This is a genomic window from Paraburkholderia sp. GAS33 (genome assembly GCF_050436645.1).
Lineage (GTDB): Bacteria > Pseudomonadota > Gammaproteobacteria > Burkholderiales > Burkholderiaceae > Paraburkholderia > Paraburkholderia phenazinium_B.
The window spans coordinates 55765-71165 of sequence record NZ_JBNDMP010000003.1; the positions used below are offsets into that span (position 1 = coordinate 55765).

The following is a 15401-nucleotide window of genomic DNA, read 5'->3' on the forward strand; positions in this document are numbered from 1 at the left end:
GGTTGTGCGTCGAGACGGCCGGCGTCATCCGCGTAGGGGCCGTCTGTCAGAGATTGTCTGCGAGCAGCAGGGTTTGCCACAAGCCATCAAGGCGCATATGTGACATGCGCACGACGATATCGCTTGATAGTCAACTCTGAGTCAATGTGCCTCTTCCCAGTTCATGCCCGCACCCACTTCGGCGACCAGCGGCACTTTCAGCGCGGCTACGCCGCACATCAACTCAGGTAAGCGCTTGCGTACTTCGGACAGTTCGCTGTCGGGCACTTCGAGGATCAGTTCGTCGTGCACCTGCATGATCATGCGCGTGCCGACCTCCGACGCCTCAAGCCAGTCCTGCACGGCGATCATCGACATCTTGATCAGATCGGCTGCGGTGCCCTGCATTGGCGCGTTGATGGCGGCGCGTTCCGCTGCCTGACGACGCGGTCCGTTGCCGCCGTTGATTTCCGGCAGCCACAGGCGGCGTCCGAACACGGTCTGGACGTAGCCCTTTTCCTTCGCGCTCGCGCGGGTCTCGTCCATGTAACTTGCGACGCCGGGATAGCGCGCGAAGTAGCGGTCGATATAAAGCTTCGCCGCATCGCGCGTGATGCCGAGGTTGGCAGCCAGACCGAACGCGCTCATCCCGTAGATCAGGCCAAAGTTGATCACTTTGGCGACGCGCCGTTGGTCGCTCGAAACTTCGAGCGGCGTCACGCTAAAGATCTCCGCAGCGGTGGCGCGGTGGATATCCTCGCCCTGCGCGAAAGCACGCAGCAGCGACGCATCGCCCGAGATATGCGCCATGATGCGCAGTTCGATCTGCGAATAATCCGCGGAGACGAGCTTGTGACCCGGCGCAGCAATGAACGCCTCACGGATGCGACGGCCTTCCGCCGTGCGCACGGGGATGTTCTGCAGATTCGGATCGTTCGAAGCAAGCCGTCCGGTGACCGCCACCGCCTGCGCATAGTTGGTATGCACGCGGCCCGTTTGCGCGTTGACCATGCGCGGCAGTTTGTCGGTATACGTGGACTTCAGCTTCGACAGGCCACGGTGTTCAAGCAGCAGCTTGGGCAAAGGATAGTCTTCAGCCAGCTTCTGCAGGACTTCTTCATCGGTCGAGGGCGCGCCGCTCGGCGTCTTCTTGACCACCGGCAATTGCAGTTTCTCGAAGAAGATCTGCCCGATCTGCTTGGGCGAGCCGAGATTGAATTCGCCCTCGGCGAGGACATAAGCTTCGGTCTCCAGCTCGATCAGCCGCGCCGCAATTTCATTGCTTTGCTGGCGCAGTTTCTCAGCGTCGATCAGCACGCCATTGCGCTCCATCTTGCGCAATACGCGGGACGTGGGTACTTCGATGTCGCTATACACGCGCTTCAAACCTGCGTCTGCGGCAACCTGCGGGTACAACGCCTGATGCAAACGCAACGTGATGTCAGCATCTTCCGCTGCGTATTCCGCGGCCTGTTCGAGCGCGACTTCGTCGAAACCAATCTGCCCTGCACCCTTGCCCGCAACCTCTTCGTACTTGATCGTCTTGATGCCGAGATGACGCAGCGCGAGGCTGTCCATATCGTGCGTGCGATGCGATTCGAGCACATACGATTGCAACAGCGTGTCGTGCTCGATGCCGTTCATCGCGATGCCGTAGTTCGCGAGCACCTGCTCGTCGTACTTCATGTGCTGGCCGACTTTCTTGTGCTCGGCGCTTTCGAGCCACGGCTTCAGCTTCGCGAGCACTTCGTCGCGCGGCAACTGCACAGGATGATCAGGCCCGCGGTGCCCCACCGGAATATACGCGGCCGAGTTCGCCTCGACCGACAGCGAAATGCCGACGAGTTGCGCCAGCATCGGGTCGAGCGCGGTGGTTTCAGTGTCGAACGCGGTCAGTTCCGCCGCATTGATTTTCGCGAGCCACGTGTCGAACTGTTCCCACGTCTGCACGGTGTCGTATTTGCGCTCGCCGTCGATCACAGGCGCCACCTCCACGCCGGCGCCAGGGCCTTCCACGACCTCCGCCACTTCGACTTCACGCAGCCACGTCTTGAAGCCGTGACGCGAGAAAATATCGCGCAGTTCATCGCGCGCTTCGGGACGGCTTGTCAGGCTCTCTTCGATCGATGTGAGATGCGGCGTCAAATCGCAAGCCGTATCCACGGTTACGAGCTTGCGCGCCATGGGCAGGAAATCCAGCGCGCGGCGCAGGTTGTCGCCTACTGCACCCTTGATCTCGTCCGCATGAGCGACGATGCCGTCGAGCGTTTCGTACTGCGTAAGCCACTTGACCGCCGTCTTCGGACCACACTTCTCGACGCCGGGGACGTTGTCGACGGTGTCGCCGATCAGCGACAGGTAATCGACAATCCGTTCCGGCGGCACACCGAACTTGGCCACTACGCCGGCACGGTCGAGCGTCTCGTTGGTCATCGTGTTGATGAGCGTGACCTTGTCCGTCACGAGCTGCGCCAGATCCTTGTCGCCGGTCGAGACGATCACCTTCATGCCGCGCTTCTCGGCAGCGACGCTCAACGTGCCGATCACGTCATCGGCTTCGACGTGGTCGATCATCAGCAGCGGCCAGCCCAGCGCGCGCACCGCAACGTGGATCGGTTCGATCTGCCGGGCGAGGTCTTCCGGCATCGACGGACGGTTCGCCTTATAGTCGGGATACCAGTCGTCACGGAACGTTTTGCCCTTGGCGTCGAACACGCACGCGCTATACTCTGCTGTGACTTCCTTGCGCATGCGCCGCAGCATGTTGATGATCCCATACAGCGCACCCGTCGGTCCGCCATCGGGTCCGCGCAGATCAGGCATCGCATGGTAGGCCCGGTACAGATAACTCGAACCGTCAACCAGTAGCAGGGTCTTACCTTCCAGCTCAGCTTCCAGGATTCGTTCTTCAGGCATTATGAACAAGAGAAAAGTGATTCCGAGTCTGCGATCGCTCGCAGATCAAGAGCGCGCGACAGCCAAAAAGGCCCGCGCATCGTGGCAGATGTTCACGATTATGGCAGAGTTTATTGAGGCGACCGAGTACCTCTCGGAGATTCGCCCGGCTGTCAGTATCTACGGTTCGGCGCGCCTGAAACCGGCCTCGCCGTACTACAAACTCGCCACGCAAATCGCACGCAAGCTCTCCGATGCGGGCTTTGCGGTGATCTCCGGCGGCGGCCCCGGCATCATGGAAGCGGCCAACAAGGGCGCTCATGCAGGCAAGGCGCCGTCAGTGGGCCTGAATATCGAGCTGCCGCACGAGCAATCGGGCAACCAGTGGCAAGATATCTCCCTGCGCTTCCGCCATTTCTTCACGCGGAAAGTGACCTTCGTGAAGAACTCGGACGCGGTGATCGTGATGCCGGGCGGCTTCGGCACGCTGGATGAACTGGCCGAAGTGCTCACGCTCATTCAAACCAAGAAGTCGCGCCACGTGCCGATCATTCTGGTGGGCGGCGAGTTCTGGCAAGGCCTGCTGGCGTGGTTCAAGGACTCGCTGGTGCCGATGGGCCTCATCAATCCGGACGACATGAACCTGATGCAGGTGATCGACGATCCGGACCAGGTGCTCGAAGCGGTGCTGAAGTTCTACGAAGACCGCGACGAGGCAGAACCGCATCCTGCGAAGTCCGATGAAGACCGGATGTTCTATCTGTGACGTGAGTTGATCAGCCGGGCGAAGCATCCCCAACTTCGTCCGCCTGATCGCCCTGCTCCTGCAGCCAGCGGCAAAACTGCTCGACCACCGGGGCGTGCGCGACTTCGCGGCGCGCCACCCACCAATAGCCGCGCGCGTCGGTGCGCGGAGCGTCGAGCGGCATCACGAGGCGTCCCGAAGCCAGTTCATCGGCCAGCATCGGCAATGGTCCGAGGGCGACGCCCAGTCCATCCACAGCCGCTTGCAACGCCAGATAGAAATGATCGAACGACTGCTTCTTGCGGCACTTCGCTTTCACGCCTGCCGCCGTCAGCCAGTTGCGCCACGCATCGGGCCGCGTATCGGAATGCAGCAGCACATGACGCGCGAGATCGTCGGCTACCTTGATCGGCGAGCGCTGCAATAGCGCGGGGCTGCACACGGGCAGTTCGCTCTCTCCAAGGAAGTGTCCGCTCACACAGTTCGGCCAATGTTCGGGGCCGCGCCTGACCGCGACGTCATAACCTTCCAGCATCTCGAACGGCACGCTCGACGTCGACAGCCGCAATTCAACATTGGGCATCTTGCGCTGAAACTGGTTGAGCCGCGGCAGCAGCCATTTCATGGCAAACGTAGGCAGCGCGTTGATGCGCAGCACATGCACGACGCCGCTATCGCGTAGCTGATTGGTCGCGAGGGCGATGCTGTCGAACGCGGCCTGGACGGCTGCCAGGTAGCGGCGGCCGTCGTCTGTTAGCCGCACGCGCTTGCCGATACGATGAAATACCTGCACGCCGACCCACGCCTCGAACGCGGCGACCTGCCGGCTAATTGCACCGTGAGTCACATGGAGTTCGTTCGCAGCCGCGGTGAAACTTTCATGCCGCGCCGCAGCTTCAAAGGCACGTAGCGCCGGAAAGGGGGGAAGATTGCGAGCCATGCTTGTGATTCTAGATCACAAGGAAGCGCCCGAAAAATCGTTTTGCCCAAAGATGAATCGGAGTTAACCTCCGCAGCATGGACAACACGGCGCACACCATGGATCAAAACCTCACTTCTACCGACGCCAGCCCTGCGTCACCGCCCACCGTCGGCGAGATCTTTGGCGGCTTCCTCGGTCTCGGGCTGATCTCGTTCGGCGGCGCCCTGCCGTTGGCGCGGCGCGCGATCGTCGAGCGGCGCCGCTGGCTCAGCGCCTCGGACTTCACCGATCTGCTCGGCCTGTGCCAGTTCCTGCCGGGCGGCAACGTGATCAACCTTTCGGTGGCGATCGGCATGCGCTTTCGCGGCCTGCCGGGCGCACTAGCAGGCCTGCTTGGGTTGATTGCGGGGCCGTCGCTGGTCGTGATCGGCCTCGGTGTGCTGTACGAGCGCACGCAGAACGATCCGCATATCCGCCACCTGTTTGCGGGACTCGCGGCAGCGGCCGCAGGCCTGCTGATAGCGATGGCAGTGAAGATCCTGCTGCCGCTATGGCGCAAACCGGCCGCGATCGCTATTGCCACACTGGGCTTCGTGGCGATCGCGCTGCTGCGTTTTCCTCTCCTGCCCACCATGCTAGTGCTTACGCCATTGAGTATCTATCTCGCATCGAGGGCCGCACGATGAGCAGCACCCTGATTTCACTCGCCATCATTTTCAGCCAGTTATCGCTGCTTGCCTTCGGCGGCGGCAATACGATCCTGCCGGAGATGCAGCGCCAGGTGGTGGACGTGCATCACTGGATGCCGGCCAGCGAGTTCAGCGCGCTCTTCGCGCTGGCACAGGCCGCGCCCGGCCCGAACCTGATGGTCGTGACGCTGGTGGGATGGCACGTGGCCGGATGGGCGGGGATGCTGGTGACTTCGGTTGCGAAGTTCGGTCCGTCTTCGATTGTGACGATCCTCGCACTCAAGGCCTGGGAGCGCTTTAAGGACCGCCCGTGGCGGCGCTATGCCCAAGCCGGACTGGTGCCGGTGACGGCGGGGCTAGTGGCGGCAAGTGCTGCGCTGATCGCGCATGCGTCGGATACGACGTTGATTGCATGGGCCATTACCGCCGTATGCGCCGTGCTTGCGATCAAGACGCGCATCCATCCGCTTTGGCTGCTGGCCGCCGGCAGCCTGATAGGGCTAACCGGCCTCGGCCAGTTCTAGAGCGAGCAGGTTACGGTTATTGGAAGGCCACCTCAGCAAAGCTGCGCAGCTTGCGGCTATGCAGACGATGCAGACCGTTCATGCGCAACAACTCCATCGCCTTCACGCCGATCTGCAAGTGCTGATCCACCTGCGCCCGATAGAACTGGTCGGCCATGCCCGGCAGCTTCAGTTCGCCATGCAAGGGCTTGTCCGAGACGCAAAGTAAGGTGCCGTAAGGCACGCGGAACCGGAAGCCATTCGCGGCAATCGTCGCGCTTTCCATGTCCAGCGCAATCGCCCGGCTCTGCGAGAGACGCTGCACCGGTTCGCGGTGATCGCGCAATTCCCAGTTGCGGTTGTCGACGCTCGCCACCGTGCCGGTACGCATCACGCGCTTCAGTTCGACGCCGTCGAGCTGCGTCACCTGCGCGACCGCCCGCTCCAGCGCCACCTGCACTTCTGCGAGCGCAGGAATCGGCACCCACAATGGCAGATCGTCGTCGAGCACGTGGTCTTCACGCACGTAGCCGTGCGCCAGCACGTAGTCGCCCAGACGCTGCGTGTTGCGCAAGCCGGCGCAGTGGCCAAGCATGACCCACGCATGCGGGCGCAGCACGGCGATGTGGTCGGTAATCGTCTTGGCGTTCGACGGACCCACACCAATGTTGATCATGGTGATGCCGCTGCCGTCTGCACGCTTCAGATGGTATGCGGGCATCTGCGGCAAGCGCGGCGGCGCCGTGCCTTCGACGGCCTGTTCGCCGAGATTCTCGTTGTAGGTGATCACGTCACCCGGCTCGACGAACGAGGTGTATTCGCTGCGATAGGCGCGCAGCTCTTCGTCGTCCGTATGTCCCATCATCGTGCGGCCGAGTTTGACGAACTCGTCGATGTAGAACTGATAGTTCGTGTACAGCACGTAGTTCTGGCAGTGCGTAGGCGACGTCGCCGTGTAATGCTTGAGCCGATGCAGCGAGAAGTCGACCCGCGCGGCCGTGAACAACGCGAGCGGATGCGGCTCGCCGGGCCCCGGCTCGTAGGTGCCGTTGACAATGCGATCGTCGAGAAAACGCAGATCCGGCGTATCGAACACGTCACGGATGCCAAGCAGCCGCTCGCGATCGAGGTCACCTTCGAGGTGGATCCCTTCCGCAAAGGCGAAATGAACCGGAATGGGCTGATCCGACACGCCCACTTCGATCTGCACGTGATGGTTTTTCGCCAGCAGACGCAGCTGCTCACGATAATAGTTGCCGAACAGGTCGGGCCGCGTCACGGTAGTTTCGAACACGCCCGGGCCAGCCACGAAGCCATAGGACCGGCGCGAATCGATATGCGTGTTGACCTCGGTCGACACCCTGACAAACGGGTAACACGCACGCACCCGGCGCTCGAACAGCTCATTACGCCGGTAACGCGCGAAGGCATCGCGCAGGAATGAGGTGTTGGCTTCGTAGATAGCGGACAGGTGAGTCACGGCATCCGCTGCGTCGTCGAAGGCCTCGGTCGGGAAGTCATTGGCGGGTGTCTGCACCGCGCGCTGATTGGTGTTGTTGTTCATCTTCGTTCGCCTCGAGTGATGAATCCACATTACCACGGAAACCTGACCGTTTGGTCATCCGGGGACGGACCAGCGGGCGTCGGCACGTTTGAGCGCATGCCGCGCACACGAAGCGCGAAAGCGGCGCAAAATAAGCCTGACGCTCCGCGTGGGCAAGGCTGGATTTGCTAGAATCGGGGCACCTTATTGGAGAATGACCATGAAGCCGCTCCTTCCCGTCGCCGTTGCTTTGGCGCTCGCCATCGGCAACACCGCGATGGCTGCCCAGCCCGCAGACGCAACGCCGCCCGCCAGCCCGCCCTTGTCCGCCAATGAACAGGCCGGGCTGCCTGACCTGGCCGCGATCAACCGTCCGGCCGCTGAGGTCAGCTCGAAGGTCGAAATCAACCAGCCGCGGCTGCCGAGTTTCTACGAAAAGAGCCCGAACGGCACTGAAATTACCGAATATCGCGACAAGGGTAAGCCGGTAGAAATCGACGTGCATTCGAATTTCGGCACGAGCTATCACATGGGTGCACCGCTCGACACATCGCCTACCGCAAACAACAGCGGCCATCCGAGCACGCGTCTGCCGTCCATGAGCCTGAGCTACTAATCGATCGTTTGAGTGCGGCCCAGCAGCGGAGCGCGGACGGCTCCGCTTGCACGCAGTGAATCGCCCGCGGCCTGGCGCCCGGGCCTTCAACCGGTTTGTCCCGCTTGCCCTGATTACCCATACCTTGCCGCACTGGCCGCACCGCGCCAGCCCGACCACCTGATCCGACGTTTCCCGCATGGCTGTCTTCACTGCTGTCACCGAACCCCAACTGGCTGAATGGATGCGACATTACGATCTCGGCGAAGTCGTCGAGTTTCGCGGCATTTCCTCGGGTATTGAAAACAGCAACTTCTTTCTGACGACGACGCGCGGCGAATACGTCCTCACGATTTTCGAAAAGCTGACGGCCGGGCAACTGCCGTTCTACCTCGACCTGATGCAGCATCTGGCCGCGCACCAGGTGCCGGTGCCGGACCCGATGCCGCGCGAAGACGGCGCCCTGTTCGGCATGCTGCACGGCAAGCCAGCCGCTATCGTGACCAGGCTTGAGGGTGGACCGGAACTGGCGCCAGGCGTCGAGCACTGCATCGAGGTCGGTCAGATGCTGGCGCGCATGCACCTTGCGGGGCGCGACTACCCGCGTCATCAGCCGAATCTGCGCAGCCTCTCGTGGTGGCAGGAAACCGTGCCGAGCGTGCTACCGTTCCTCACCGACGCACAGCGTGCGTTGCTCAGCGAAGAACTCGCGCACCAGCAGGCTTTTTTCGCCTCAGCGGACTACGCCGCACTGCCCGAAGGTCCGTGCCACTGCGATCTGTTCCGCGACAACGTGCTGTTCGCCCACGCGGCGCCGGCCAGCGGGCACACAGTGCGTCTGGGCGGCTTCTTCGATTTTTATTTTGCCGGTTGCGACAAATGGCTGTTCGACGTGGCGGTAACCGTCAACGACTGGTGTGTCGATCTGACGACCGGCAAGCTGAACGACGCGCGCGTCGAGGCGATGCTGCGCGCCTATCAGACTGTACGGCCGTTTACCTCCGCAGAGAACCGTCACTGGGGCGACATGCTGCGCGCGGGCGCCTACCGCTTCTGGGTCTCGCGCCTGTATGATTTTCATATGCCGCGGGCGGCCGAACTGCTCAAGCCGCACGACCCGGGCCATTTCGAGCGCATTCTGCGCGAACGCCTTTCCGGCGTTGCACTTCCAGGCATCCATACCTCATGCAACTAATTGAAGTTCCCGCGAAGACCGGCTATGTATGGTTTCGGCAAGGTATCTGGCTGTTTCGCAAGAACCCGCTCGCCTTCCTGACGCTGTTCTTTGCGTATCTGCTGGTAATGACGCTGGTCGCGCAGATTCCTTACGTCGGCGGCGTGCTGCCGCTCGCGTTCATTCCGGGCGTCGCGGTGGGCTTTATGGCCGCCTGCCGAGACACGATCGCGGGCAAACCGGTGTTTCCCACCATTCTGGTAGACGGCTTTCGCTCGTACGGCTCGGTCGTCGCCAAACGCCTGCTTCTGCTTGGGGTGCTGTACCTCGTCGCGATGGCGCTCGTGCTGGCCGGCTCGGCGCTCGCCGATGACGGCATGCTGCTCAAGGTCATGCTGGGCACGACGACGATGGACCCGGACACGATCGTCAACAGCAACATCACGATGGGCTTCCTTGCAGCGCTGGTCTTCTATATTCCGGTGGCAATGCTGTTCTGGTTCGCGCCGATCCTCGCTGCGTGGCACGACGTGTCGCCCGTCAAGGCGATGTTTTTCAGCATCGTCAGTTGCTGGCGCAACCGCGGCGCCTTTATCGTGTTTGGCGCGCTGTGGTTTGCGGTGGCCACTACCGTCTCGTTCGGACTGACGGCGCTCATGCAGGCGCTTGGCGCGGGAGATTTCGCAGTCGCCGCGCTGATGCCGGCCACGATCATCGTCACGACGATGCTCTACTGCTCCTTCTACGCGACCTATCGCGGATGTTTTGGGGTGCAAACGTCCGACACGCCTGATCTGCCTACCACGCCGGCTAGCTGAAGTCTTATCTTTACGCGCTGCGCCAGGTTGCCGTTCTTAGCCGGTCGCATGCTGCGCGCTCGGCGGAATTACGTCACAATTGGTTTGTGCGCAATCCATTTGCGTGCATCCTTTTAACTGAGCCGCGTCATGACCCAACGCCCCGCCCTTCCGCTTACGCTCGACGAGCAACTCTGCTTCGCGCTCTATTCGACCTCGCTCGCCATGACGAAGGCTTATAAGCCGTTGCTCGAAAAGCTCGGCTTAACCTATCCGCAGTACCTCGCCATGCTGGTGCTCTGGGAAAGCGACGATGTGACCGTGAAGGACATCGCGGCGCGGTTGAATCTCGATTCCGCCACCGTCACGCCGCTGTTGAAACGGCTCGAAACGCAGGGTTATCTCGAGCGGACGCGCGGCGTCGAAGACGAGCGGCTGGTTTATATCCGGCTCACCAAGCAGGGCGCGGCGCTCAAACGCATGGCGCGCGACGTGCCCGCCGATATTTTCTGCGCTACGCAACAGTCCCCGGAATTCCTCATCCAGTTGCGCGACGATCTGACAAAGTTGCGTGGCACGCTCAACGACTATCTCGACCACTAGTTCGCACGACCTGCAGGGCAGGCTATCATTTTCATTTGCAATTTCGTTTGCACACTAATGATTAGTGAGCTATCTTTATAGCATGCCGACTCGACGATGGTCAGCGCGAAGCGCGGCAATCTTCCGACCCAAACCAAGGAGCAGCGAAATGAGCGTACTTTACAAGGCAACGGCAACCAGCACGGGTGGACGCGATGGCCGCGCGGTATCGTCGGATCAGGTTCTGGACGTCAAGCTGGCTGCGCCGCGCGAACTGGGCGGCAATGGCGCGGTCGGCACGAATCCGGAGCAACTCTTCGCCGCCGGGTACTCGGCTTGCTTTCTCAGTGCGATGAAGTTTGTCGCCGGTCAGCGCAAGCAGGCGTTGCCCGCGGACACGACGGTCACGGCAGATGTCGGCGTGGGCCCGAACGACAATGGCGGCTTTGCACTGGACATCGAACTGCGGGTGTCACTGCCGGGTCTCGAGGCCCAAGCGGCCCGCGAACTGGTGGACGCGGCGCATCAGGTCTGCCCGTACTCGAACGCCACGCGCAATAATGTTGACGTGCGCTTGCAGGTCGCCTGACCTGAGACGGCGCCCATTCCATCAATCGATACTCATGACGCGCGTCCGACACCTGAATACCGAATTCGACACCGGCCTCGTCTGGTTTCGCCGCGATCTTCGCAACACGGACCAAGCCGCGCTTTACTACGCGCTGAAGCATTGCCGACGGGTCTGGTGCGTCTTCGTATTCGACACGACGATCCTGCAGCCGATCATCGAGACATGGCGTAGCCGCCGGCCGGATCATCTACCCGAAGACCGGCGCGTCGAATTCATTCGCGCCGCGCTGGAGGAACTCGATCAGGCGCTACGTCAGAATGGCGGCGGCCTGATCGTGTTGCATGACGATGCCCGCCATGCGGTTCCGGCACTGGCGGCGCAACTCGAGGTCGAAGCGGTCTTCACGAACCATGATTACGAACCCGCTGCGATCGAGCGTGACGAAGCGGTGCACGAACAGTTAGCGGAGCAGGATCGCCAGTTGATCACGTTCAAGGATCAGGTGATCTTTGAACGCGACGAGATTCTCACGGGACAGGGCAAGTCGTTCACGGTGTTCACACCGTACAAGAATGCGTGGTTGAAGCAGCTCAACGCCTTCGATCTCAAGCCGTATCCAGTCGAGACGTATTTGGCGCATCTGGCCGCTCCGCCGACTGGGCTGGATCGCGGTCTGCCCACGCTCAAACAGTTGGGCTTCGCGCCCAGCAATCTCGCCGAACTGAAATTGCCTACCGGCATGAGCGGCGCCCAGCATCTGCTCGACGATTTCCTCACCCGGATCGCGGGCTACGGCGAACGTCGCGATTTCCCGGCCGTAAAGGGTCCGAGTTATCTCTCGATGCATCTGCGTTTCGGTACCGTGTCGATCCGCACATTGGCGCGGCTCGCGCACGAGATCTCATTGCAGCCGGACGGACAAGGCGCGGCGACATGGCTCTCTGAGCTGATCTGGCGAGATTTCTATTTCATGATCCTGTCGTATCACCCGAAGCTGTCGAGCGGGTCGGCATTCAAGGCCGAGTACGACAGGTTACGCTGGGAAACCGGTCCGCAGGCCGACACCGCGTTTGCATCATGGTGCGATGGCCGCACAGGCTACCCTCTGGTCGACGCAGCCATGCTGCAGCTGAACCAGACGGGCTACATGCACAACCGGCTGCGCATGGTAACGGCGAGTTTTCTGGTGAAGGATCTTGGAATTGACTGGCGCCTCGGCGAGCGCTATTTCGCCGAGCAATTGAACGACTTCGATTTTTCGGCCAATAACGGCGGCTGGCAATGGGCGGCGTCAACGGGCTGCGATGCGCAACCGTACTTCCGGATTTTCAACCCGGTGACCCAATCGGAGAAATTCGATCCGGAAGGGCGCTTTATCAAACGCTACCTTCCGCAATTGTCGAACGTGCCGCCGAAGTGGATTCACGCGCCCTGGCTGGCTGGCGTGGAACGTCTGGCGGACTTCGGGGTGACGCTTGGAAAAAACTACCCGGCGCCGATCATCGATCACGCGGAAGCGCGTGAACGGACCTTGGCCCGATTCGGCAAGTAACTCACTCGGGCGATTCACCCGCTAGTAAGCACTCACATGATCGAACCACAGTAACGCAGGTAAAGCTACCTACAGCCTGCTTAGTGCTGGGTCATCCACGCCGGGTGACGCGTCGCGGCTTCACGGTCGAGCTTGCGCATACGAAACTCGAGGTCATACAGGTCCGTGGCTTCAGCCAGGTAAGCGTCGCTACGCTCTTTGGCCATCTGGTCAGCGGATTTCGTCAGGAACAGGAACAAGCGGGTCAAGAGATACATGGTGAACCTCGGACAGTGATCTAGGGTTAATTCCTAGTGGATAACCCGTATTATAGGGAAAACCCTATGTCCTGCCAAGATATCTTTTCCGAGGTGTTGCTCTACTGCTCTCCGGCTTCATCTTTTTCCCGCTAAGCCCGTCCCGACGCGGCTCCCACGGAAACACGCGCGGTCTCGCGAGTCGCCGTCGCGCGTCGCTGATATTTGAAAAACTCCCAGATCAGCGCGCTCGCATCGGGTCCTTTGGACGAATGGAACGGCACCGCGTCGTCACCACCGCTCCACGCATGACCCAGAGCCTGAACGCGGCACATACGCACTACGCGCCGTCCGCCCCGGATATAGTCGCGCGTCACGACCCCCGCTTTACGCTCCTCTCGCTCTTCGCCCGCTATGAGCTTGCCCTCGGCATCCACCAACCCGTTCAGGCGCAGAAACTGGGCCGTCAACTGCTCCGCATTGGCCGGCGCGACCACATGATCCGCGTCGCCATGGATAATGACGGCGGGCATACCGGGAAAACCTCGGACATCGACGGCTTCGTCGACCAGCACGATCGGGTCGTGCCGCGTACCGCGCCGCATGACGTCCATTGCCGCGATCCCCGAGCGGGCCTCGCCGAACGCCGGTCCAGAATGCATCGCAACCGCGGCAAACCGCTCGGGATAGTGCGTCGCGAGCAAGGCCGTCAGCCCTGCTCCCGCCGACAACCCCGCCACATATACGCGCTCACCATCAAAGCCATGTTCGGCGACCAGCGCGTCGACCAGCGACACTACGGCGCGCGCCTCGGCGCCGCCGGCGGTGTCACTGGCGTCGTACCAGTGCCAGCAAAGGTGCGCGTGAACATGCTTGGACTGCTCGGGGTACACCACTGCAAAGCCGAACCGGTCGGCGAGCAGGTTCATGCGAGTGCCCTCGGCGAATTCGTCGATGGATTGCTTGCAACCATGCAGCATCACAACGAGCGGCAGCGGCGCAGACGGCGTCCCCGGCGGCACATACAAGCCATATTGCAGATGATTGACCAGGCGCCCCGGCGCAGCCGGCGCCGAATGGAACGAGCGCGTCCACGATCCGCTCGCCCAGGCGGCTGCCCGCGGACGCACACGCGATTCGCGCGCGCCCGGCCGGGGCGTCTCGCGTTTGGCGGGCGTACGCAGTGTGGGTACGGGTTTGACCGGTTTGAGCTTGGCGGACACTTTGCCCGTCGGCCGGGTTGGCCGCGCGGCCGTGCGCTTGACGTCGCGCGCGTGTTTGGCCTGAATCGACATTAGACGCTTCAGACCGCCGAGCCAGATTTTCGTCAGACTTTTTGCCATCGGATGGTGACCTCGCAAAAAGGGACCGATACTGTTCTACAAAACCTCAGGTTCGAACCGTAGGTCGTTGTGCAATGCACAATAACACCAATTCCGATGCTGCGCCGAACGCCTGGCGCATCCCTGTTTCCGGGCTCGCAGTCACGCAGTGTCTGGCTGTCCGCGGTGGTACGGCGCATTGCCAAGACTTTTTGCCCAGGGTTTCATACGTAAGCAGGAGTAACCGGCAGGCCGGCGCTTCCCGCCAAAACGGCGCCAAACGGCCGCCCTGCAAACTCCGTCGGGCACTCCCGTCTATACTGACAGTCAGATAGATTGAACACGTAAACCCTGTCTTGATCCTTGTCGGCCAGATGGACGGCTGGCGCGTTAAATATAACTACGGTCCTGATTCTACGCGGCGCTTGCCACGTTTCCTTTCCATGCCTGACTTGTCCTATCACCTTTGGTATTCGATCACCAGCCTCGGCGGCGCCGGCCTGACGCTGCCGCTCGCCATTGCGATCGCGCTGTGGCTGGCGCTCGGCTACTCGTGGCGCATGGCGGCGGGCTGGCTGTTGCTGCTGAGTGCGGCAATCGGCGTCGTGACCGTCACCAAGCTGGCTTTTCTCGGCTGGGGCGTCGGCGTGCGCGAACTGGATTTCACCGGCCTGAGCGGTCACGCCATGCTGTCCACCGCCGTCTATCCGGTTGCCCTGTTCCTGATGCTGCTGCCCGCACGGCCCAAGTTTCGCCTTGTGGGCGTATTGCTCGGACTGGTCGCGGGCATCGCTGTAGGGATGTCACGTGTGGTGCTGAGTGCGCACTCACCCTCTGAGGCGATCACCGGCTGTATCGTCGGTGCGGTGACCGCGCTGCTGTTCGTGCGCTGGTCGTGGGATGCAGAGCCGGGCCGCTTGTCCGCGGTGCCCGTCGCTGTCAGCCTCATGATGCTGACGGTGGGACTGCACGGCGTCCATGTGCCGACACAGCGCTGGGTGACGCACATTGCCCTCAAGGTATCCGGCCACGATCGGCCGTTCATTCGTGCGCGTTGGAAGGCGGGTCGCTACGACTCTCCGAGTGCCGCGCCGCTGTCGCAAACTCAAAACACCTTGGCGCCGCCGGTTCTTTTGAACAACGATAGCGTGTGACGGCGCGGCAGCGCTGACCGTCGGGGTCAGGTCGCCGCCATCACAGCAGGCGCAGCCGCTCACAGCAGGTAGAGGAAAGAGGGATAGCCTCTTTCCGGTCATGCTACATAGCCCGCAAACCGCCGGGTCGCACCCAAATCGA

Annotated in this window: 15 protein-coding genes; 10 read left to right on the plus strand and 5 right to left on the minus strand. The window is 61.8% G+C overall.

Annotation, left to right across the window (positions count from 1 at the left end):
* Window positions 1-141: 141 nt before the first annotated feature.
* A complete protein-coding gene (gene polA, locus P3T24_RS10500; RefSeq protein ID WP_429434399.1) occupies window positions 142-2895 on the minus strand; it encodes a DNA polymerase I in 2754 nt (917 codons plus the stop codon).
* Between the two features lies 1 nt (window position 2896).
* Here polA and P3T24_RS10505 point away from each other — a divergent pair, with 1 nt between their 5' ends.
* Window positions 2897-3640 (plus strand): TIGR00730 family Rossman fold protein, encoded by a 744-nt coding sequence (locus P3T24_RS10505; RefSeq protein WP_074266560.1) that lies wholly within the window; start codon window positions 2897-2899, stop codon window positions 3638-3640.
* Window positions 3641-3650: 10 nt separating this feature from the next.
* Here P3T24_RS10505 and P3T24_RS10510 read toward each other — a convergent pair whose 3' ends face one another.
* On the minus strand, window positions 3651-4559 hold the full coding sequence (locus P3T24_RS10510) for a transcriptional regulator GcvA (protein WP_074266561.1): 909 nt from the start codon (window positions 4557-4559) through the stop codon (window positions 3651-3653).
* 98 nt (window positions 4560-4657) lie between these two features.
* On the opposite strand from P3T24_RS10510, the gene P3T24_RS10515 reads away from it, so the two are divergent.
* On the plus strand, window positions 4658-5227 hold the full coding sequence (locus P3T24_RS10515) for a chromate transporter (RefSeq protein WP_429434402.1): 570 nt from the start codon (window positions 4658-4660) through the stop codon (window positions 5225-5227).
* Window positions 5224-5754: a chromate transporter gene (locus P3T24_RS10520; protein WP_074266562.1), complete on the plus strand. Its 531-nt coding sequence runs from the start codon at window positions 5224-5226 to the stop codon at window positions 5752-5754. Before P3T24_RS10515 ends, P3T24_RS10520 begins: the two co-directional genes overlap by 4 nt.
* A 16-nt stretch (window positions 5755-5770) precedes the next feature.
* Here the strand turns inward: P3T24_RS10520 and P3T24_RS10525 are convergent, their stop codons facing one another.
* Window positions 5771-7297 (minus strand): AMP nucleosidase, encoded by a 1527-nt coding sequence (locus P3T24_RS10525; RefSeq protein ID WP_074266563.1) that lies wholly within the window; start codon window positions 7295-7297, stop codon window positions 5771-5773.
* Window positions 7298-7496: 199 nt separating this feature from the next.
* Here P3T24_RS10525 and P3T24_RS10530 point away from each other — a divergent pair, with 199 nt between their 5' ends.
* From P3T24_RS10530 to P3T24_RS10555, 6 genes are all read left to right on the plus strand, one after another.
* Window positions 7497-7892 carry a hypothetical protein gene (locus tag P3T24_RS10530; protein WP_074266564.1) on the plus strand — a complete coding sequence of 132 codons (396 nt, stop codon included), beginning with the start codon at window positions 7497-7499 and terminating at the stop codon, window positions 7890-7892.
* Between the two features lie 178 nt (window positions 7893-8070).
* Window positions 8071-9066 (plus strand): homoserine kinase, encoded by a 996-nt coding sequence (locus tag P3T24_RS10535; protein ID WP_429434404.1) that lies wholly within the window; start codon window positions 8071-8073, stop codon window positions 9064-9066.
* On the plus strand, window positions 9057-9863 hold the full coding sequence (locus tag P3T24_RS10540) for a BPSS1780 family membrane protein (RefSeq protein WP_429289414.1): 807 nt from the start codon (window positions 9057-9059) through the stop codon (window positions 9861-9863). The genes P3T24_RS10535 and P3T24_RS10540 overlap by 10 nt, the downstream gene beginning before the upstream one ends.
* Before the next feature lie 129 nt (window positions 9864-9992).
* Window positions 9993-10445 (plus strand): MarR family winged helix-turn-helix transcriptional regulator, encoded by a 453-nt coding sequence (locus tag P3T24_RS10545; RefSeq protein ID WP_429289415.1) that lies wholly within the window; start codon window positions 9993-9995, stop codon window positions 10443-10445.
* Between the two features lie 148 nt (window positions 10446-10593).
* Window positions 10594-11013, plus strand: coding sequence for an organic hydroperoxide resistance protein (locus P3T24_RS10550; protein WP_429289416.1), 420 nt, complete (start codon window positions 10594-10596; stop codon window positions 11011-11013).
* A gap of 34 nt (window positions 11014-11047) precedes the next feature.
* On the plus strand, window positions 11048-12547 hold the full coding sequence (locus P3T24_RS10555) for a cryptochrome/photolyase family protein (protein WP_429434407.1): 1500 nt from the start codon (window positions 11048-11050) through the stop codon (window positions 12545-12547).
* Between the two features lie 80 nt (window positions 12548-12627).
* On the opposite strand, the gene P3T24_RS10560 is transcribed toward P3T24_RS10555, so the two are convergent.
* Complete coding sequence (locus tag P3T24_RS10560) at window positions 12628-12804, minus strand: DUF3563 family protein (RefSeq protein WP_074266570.1); 177 nt, start codon at window positions 12802-12804, stop codon at window positions 12628-12630.
* Between the two features lie 131 nt (window positions 12805-12935).
* Window positions 12936-14126 (minus strand): extracellular catalytic domain type 1 short-chain-length polyhydroxyalkanoate depolymerase, encoded by a 1191-nt coding sequence (locus tag P3T24_RS10565; RefSeq protein ID WP_429434410.1) that lies wholly within the window; start codon window positions 14124-14126, stop codon window positions 12936-12938.
* Between the two features lie 422 nt (window positions 14127-14548).
* Here P3T24_RS10565 and P3T24_RS10570 point away from each other — a divergent pair, with 422 nt between their 5' ends.
* The gene (locus P3T24_RS10570; protein ID WP_074269233.1) at window positions 14549-15259 is read left to right on the plus strand and encodes a phosphatase PAP2 family protein; all 711 of its coding nucleotides are present in this window, start codon (window positions 14549-14551) and stop codon (window positions 15257-15259) included.
* Window positions 15260-15401 lie beyond the last annotated feature (142 nt).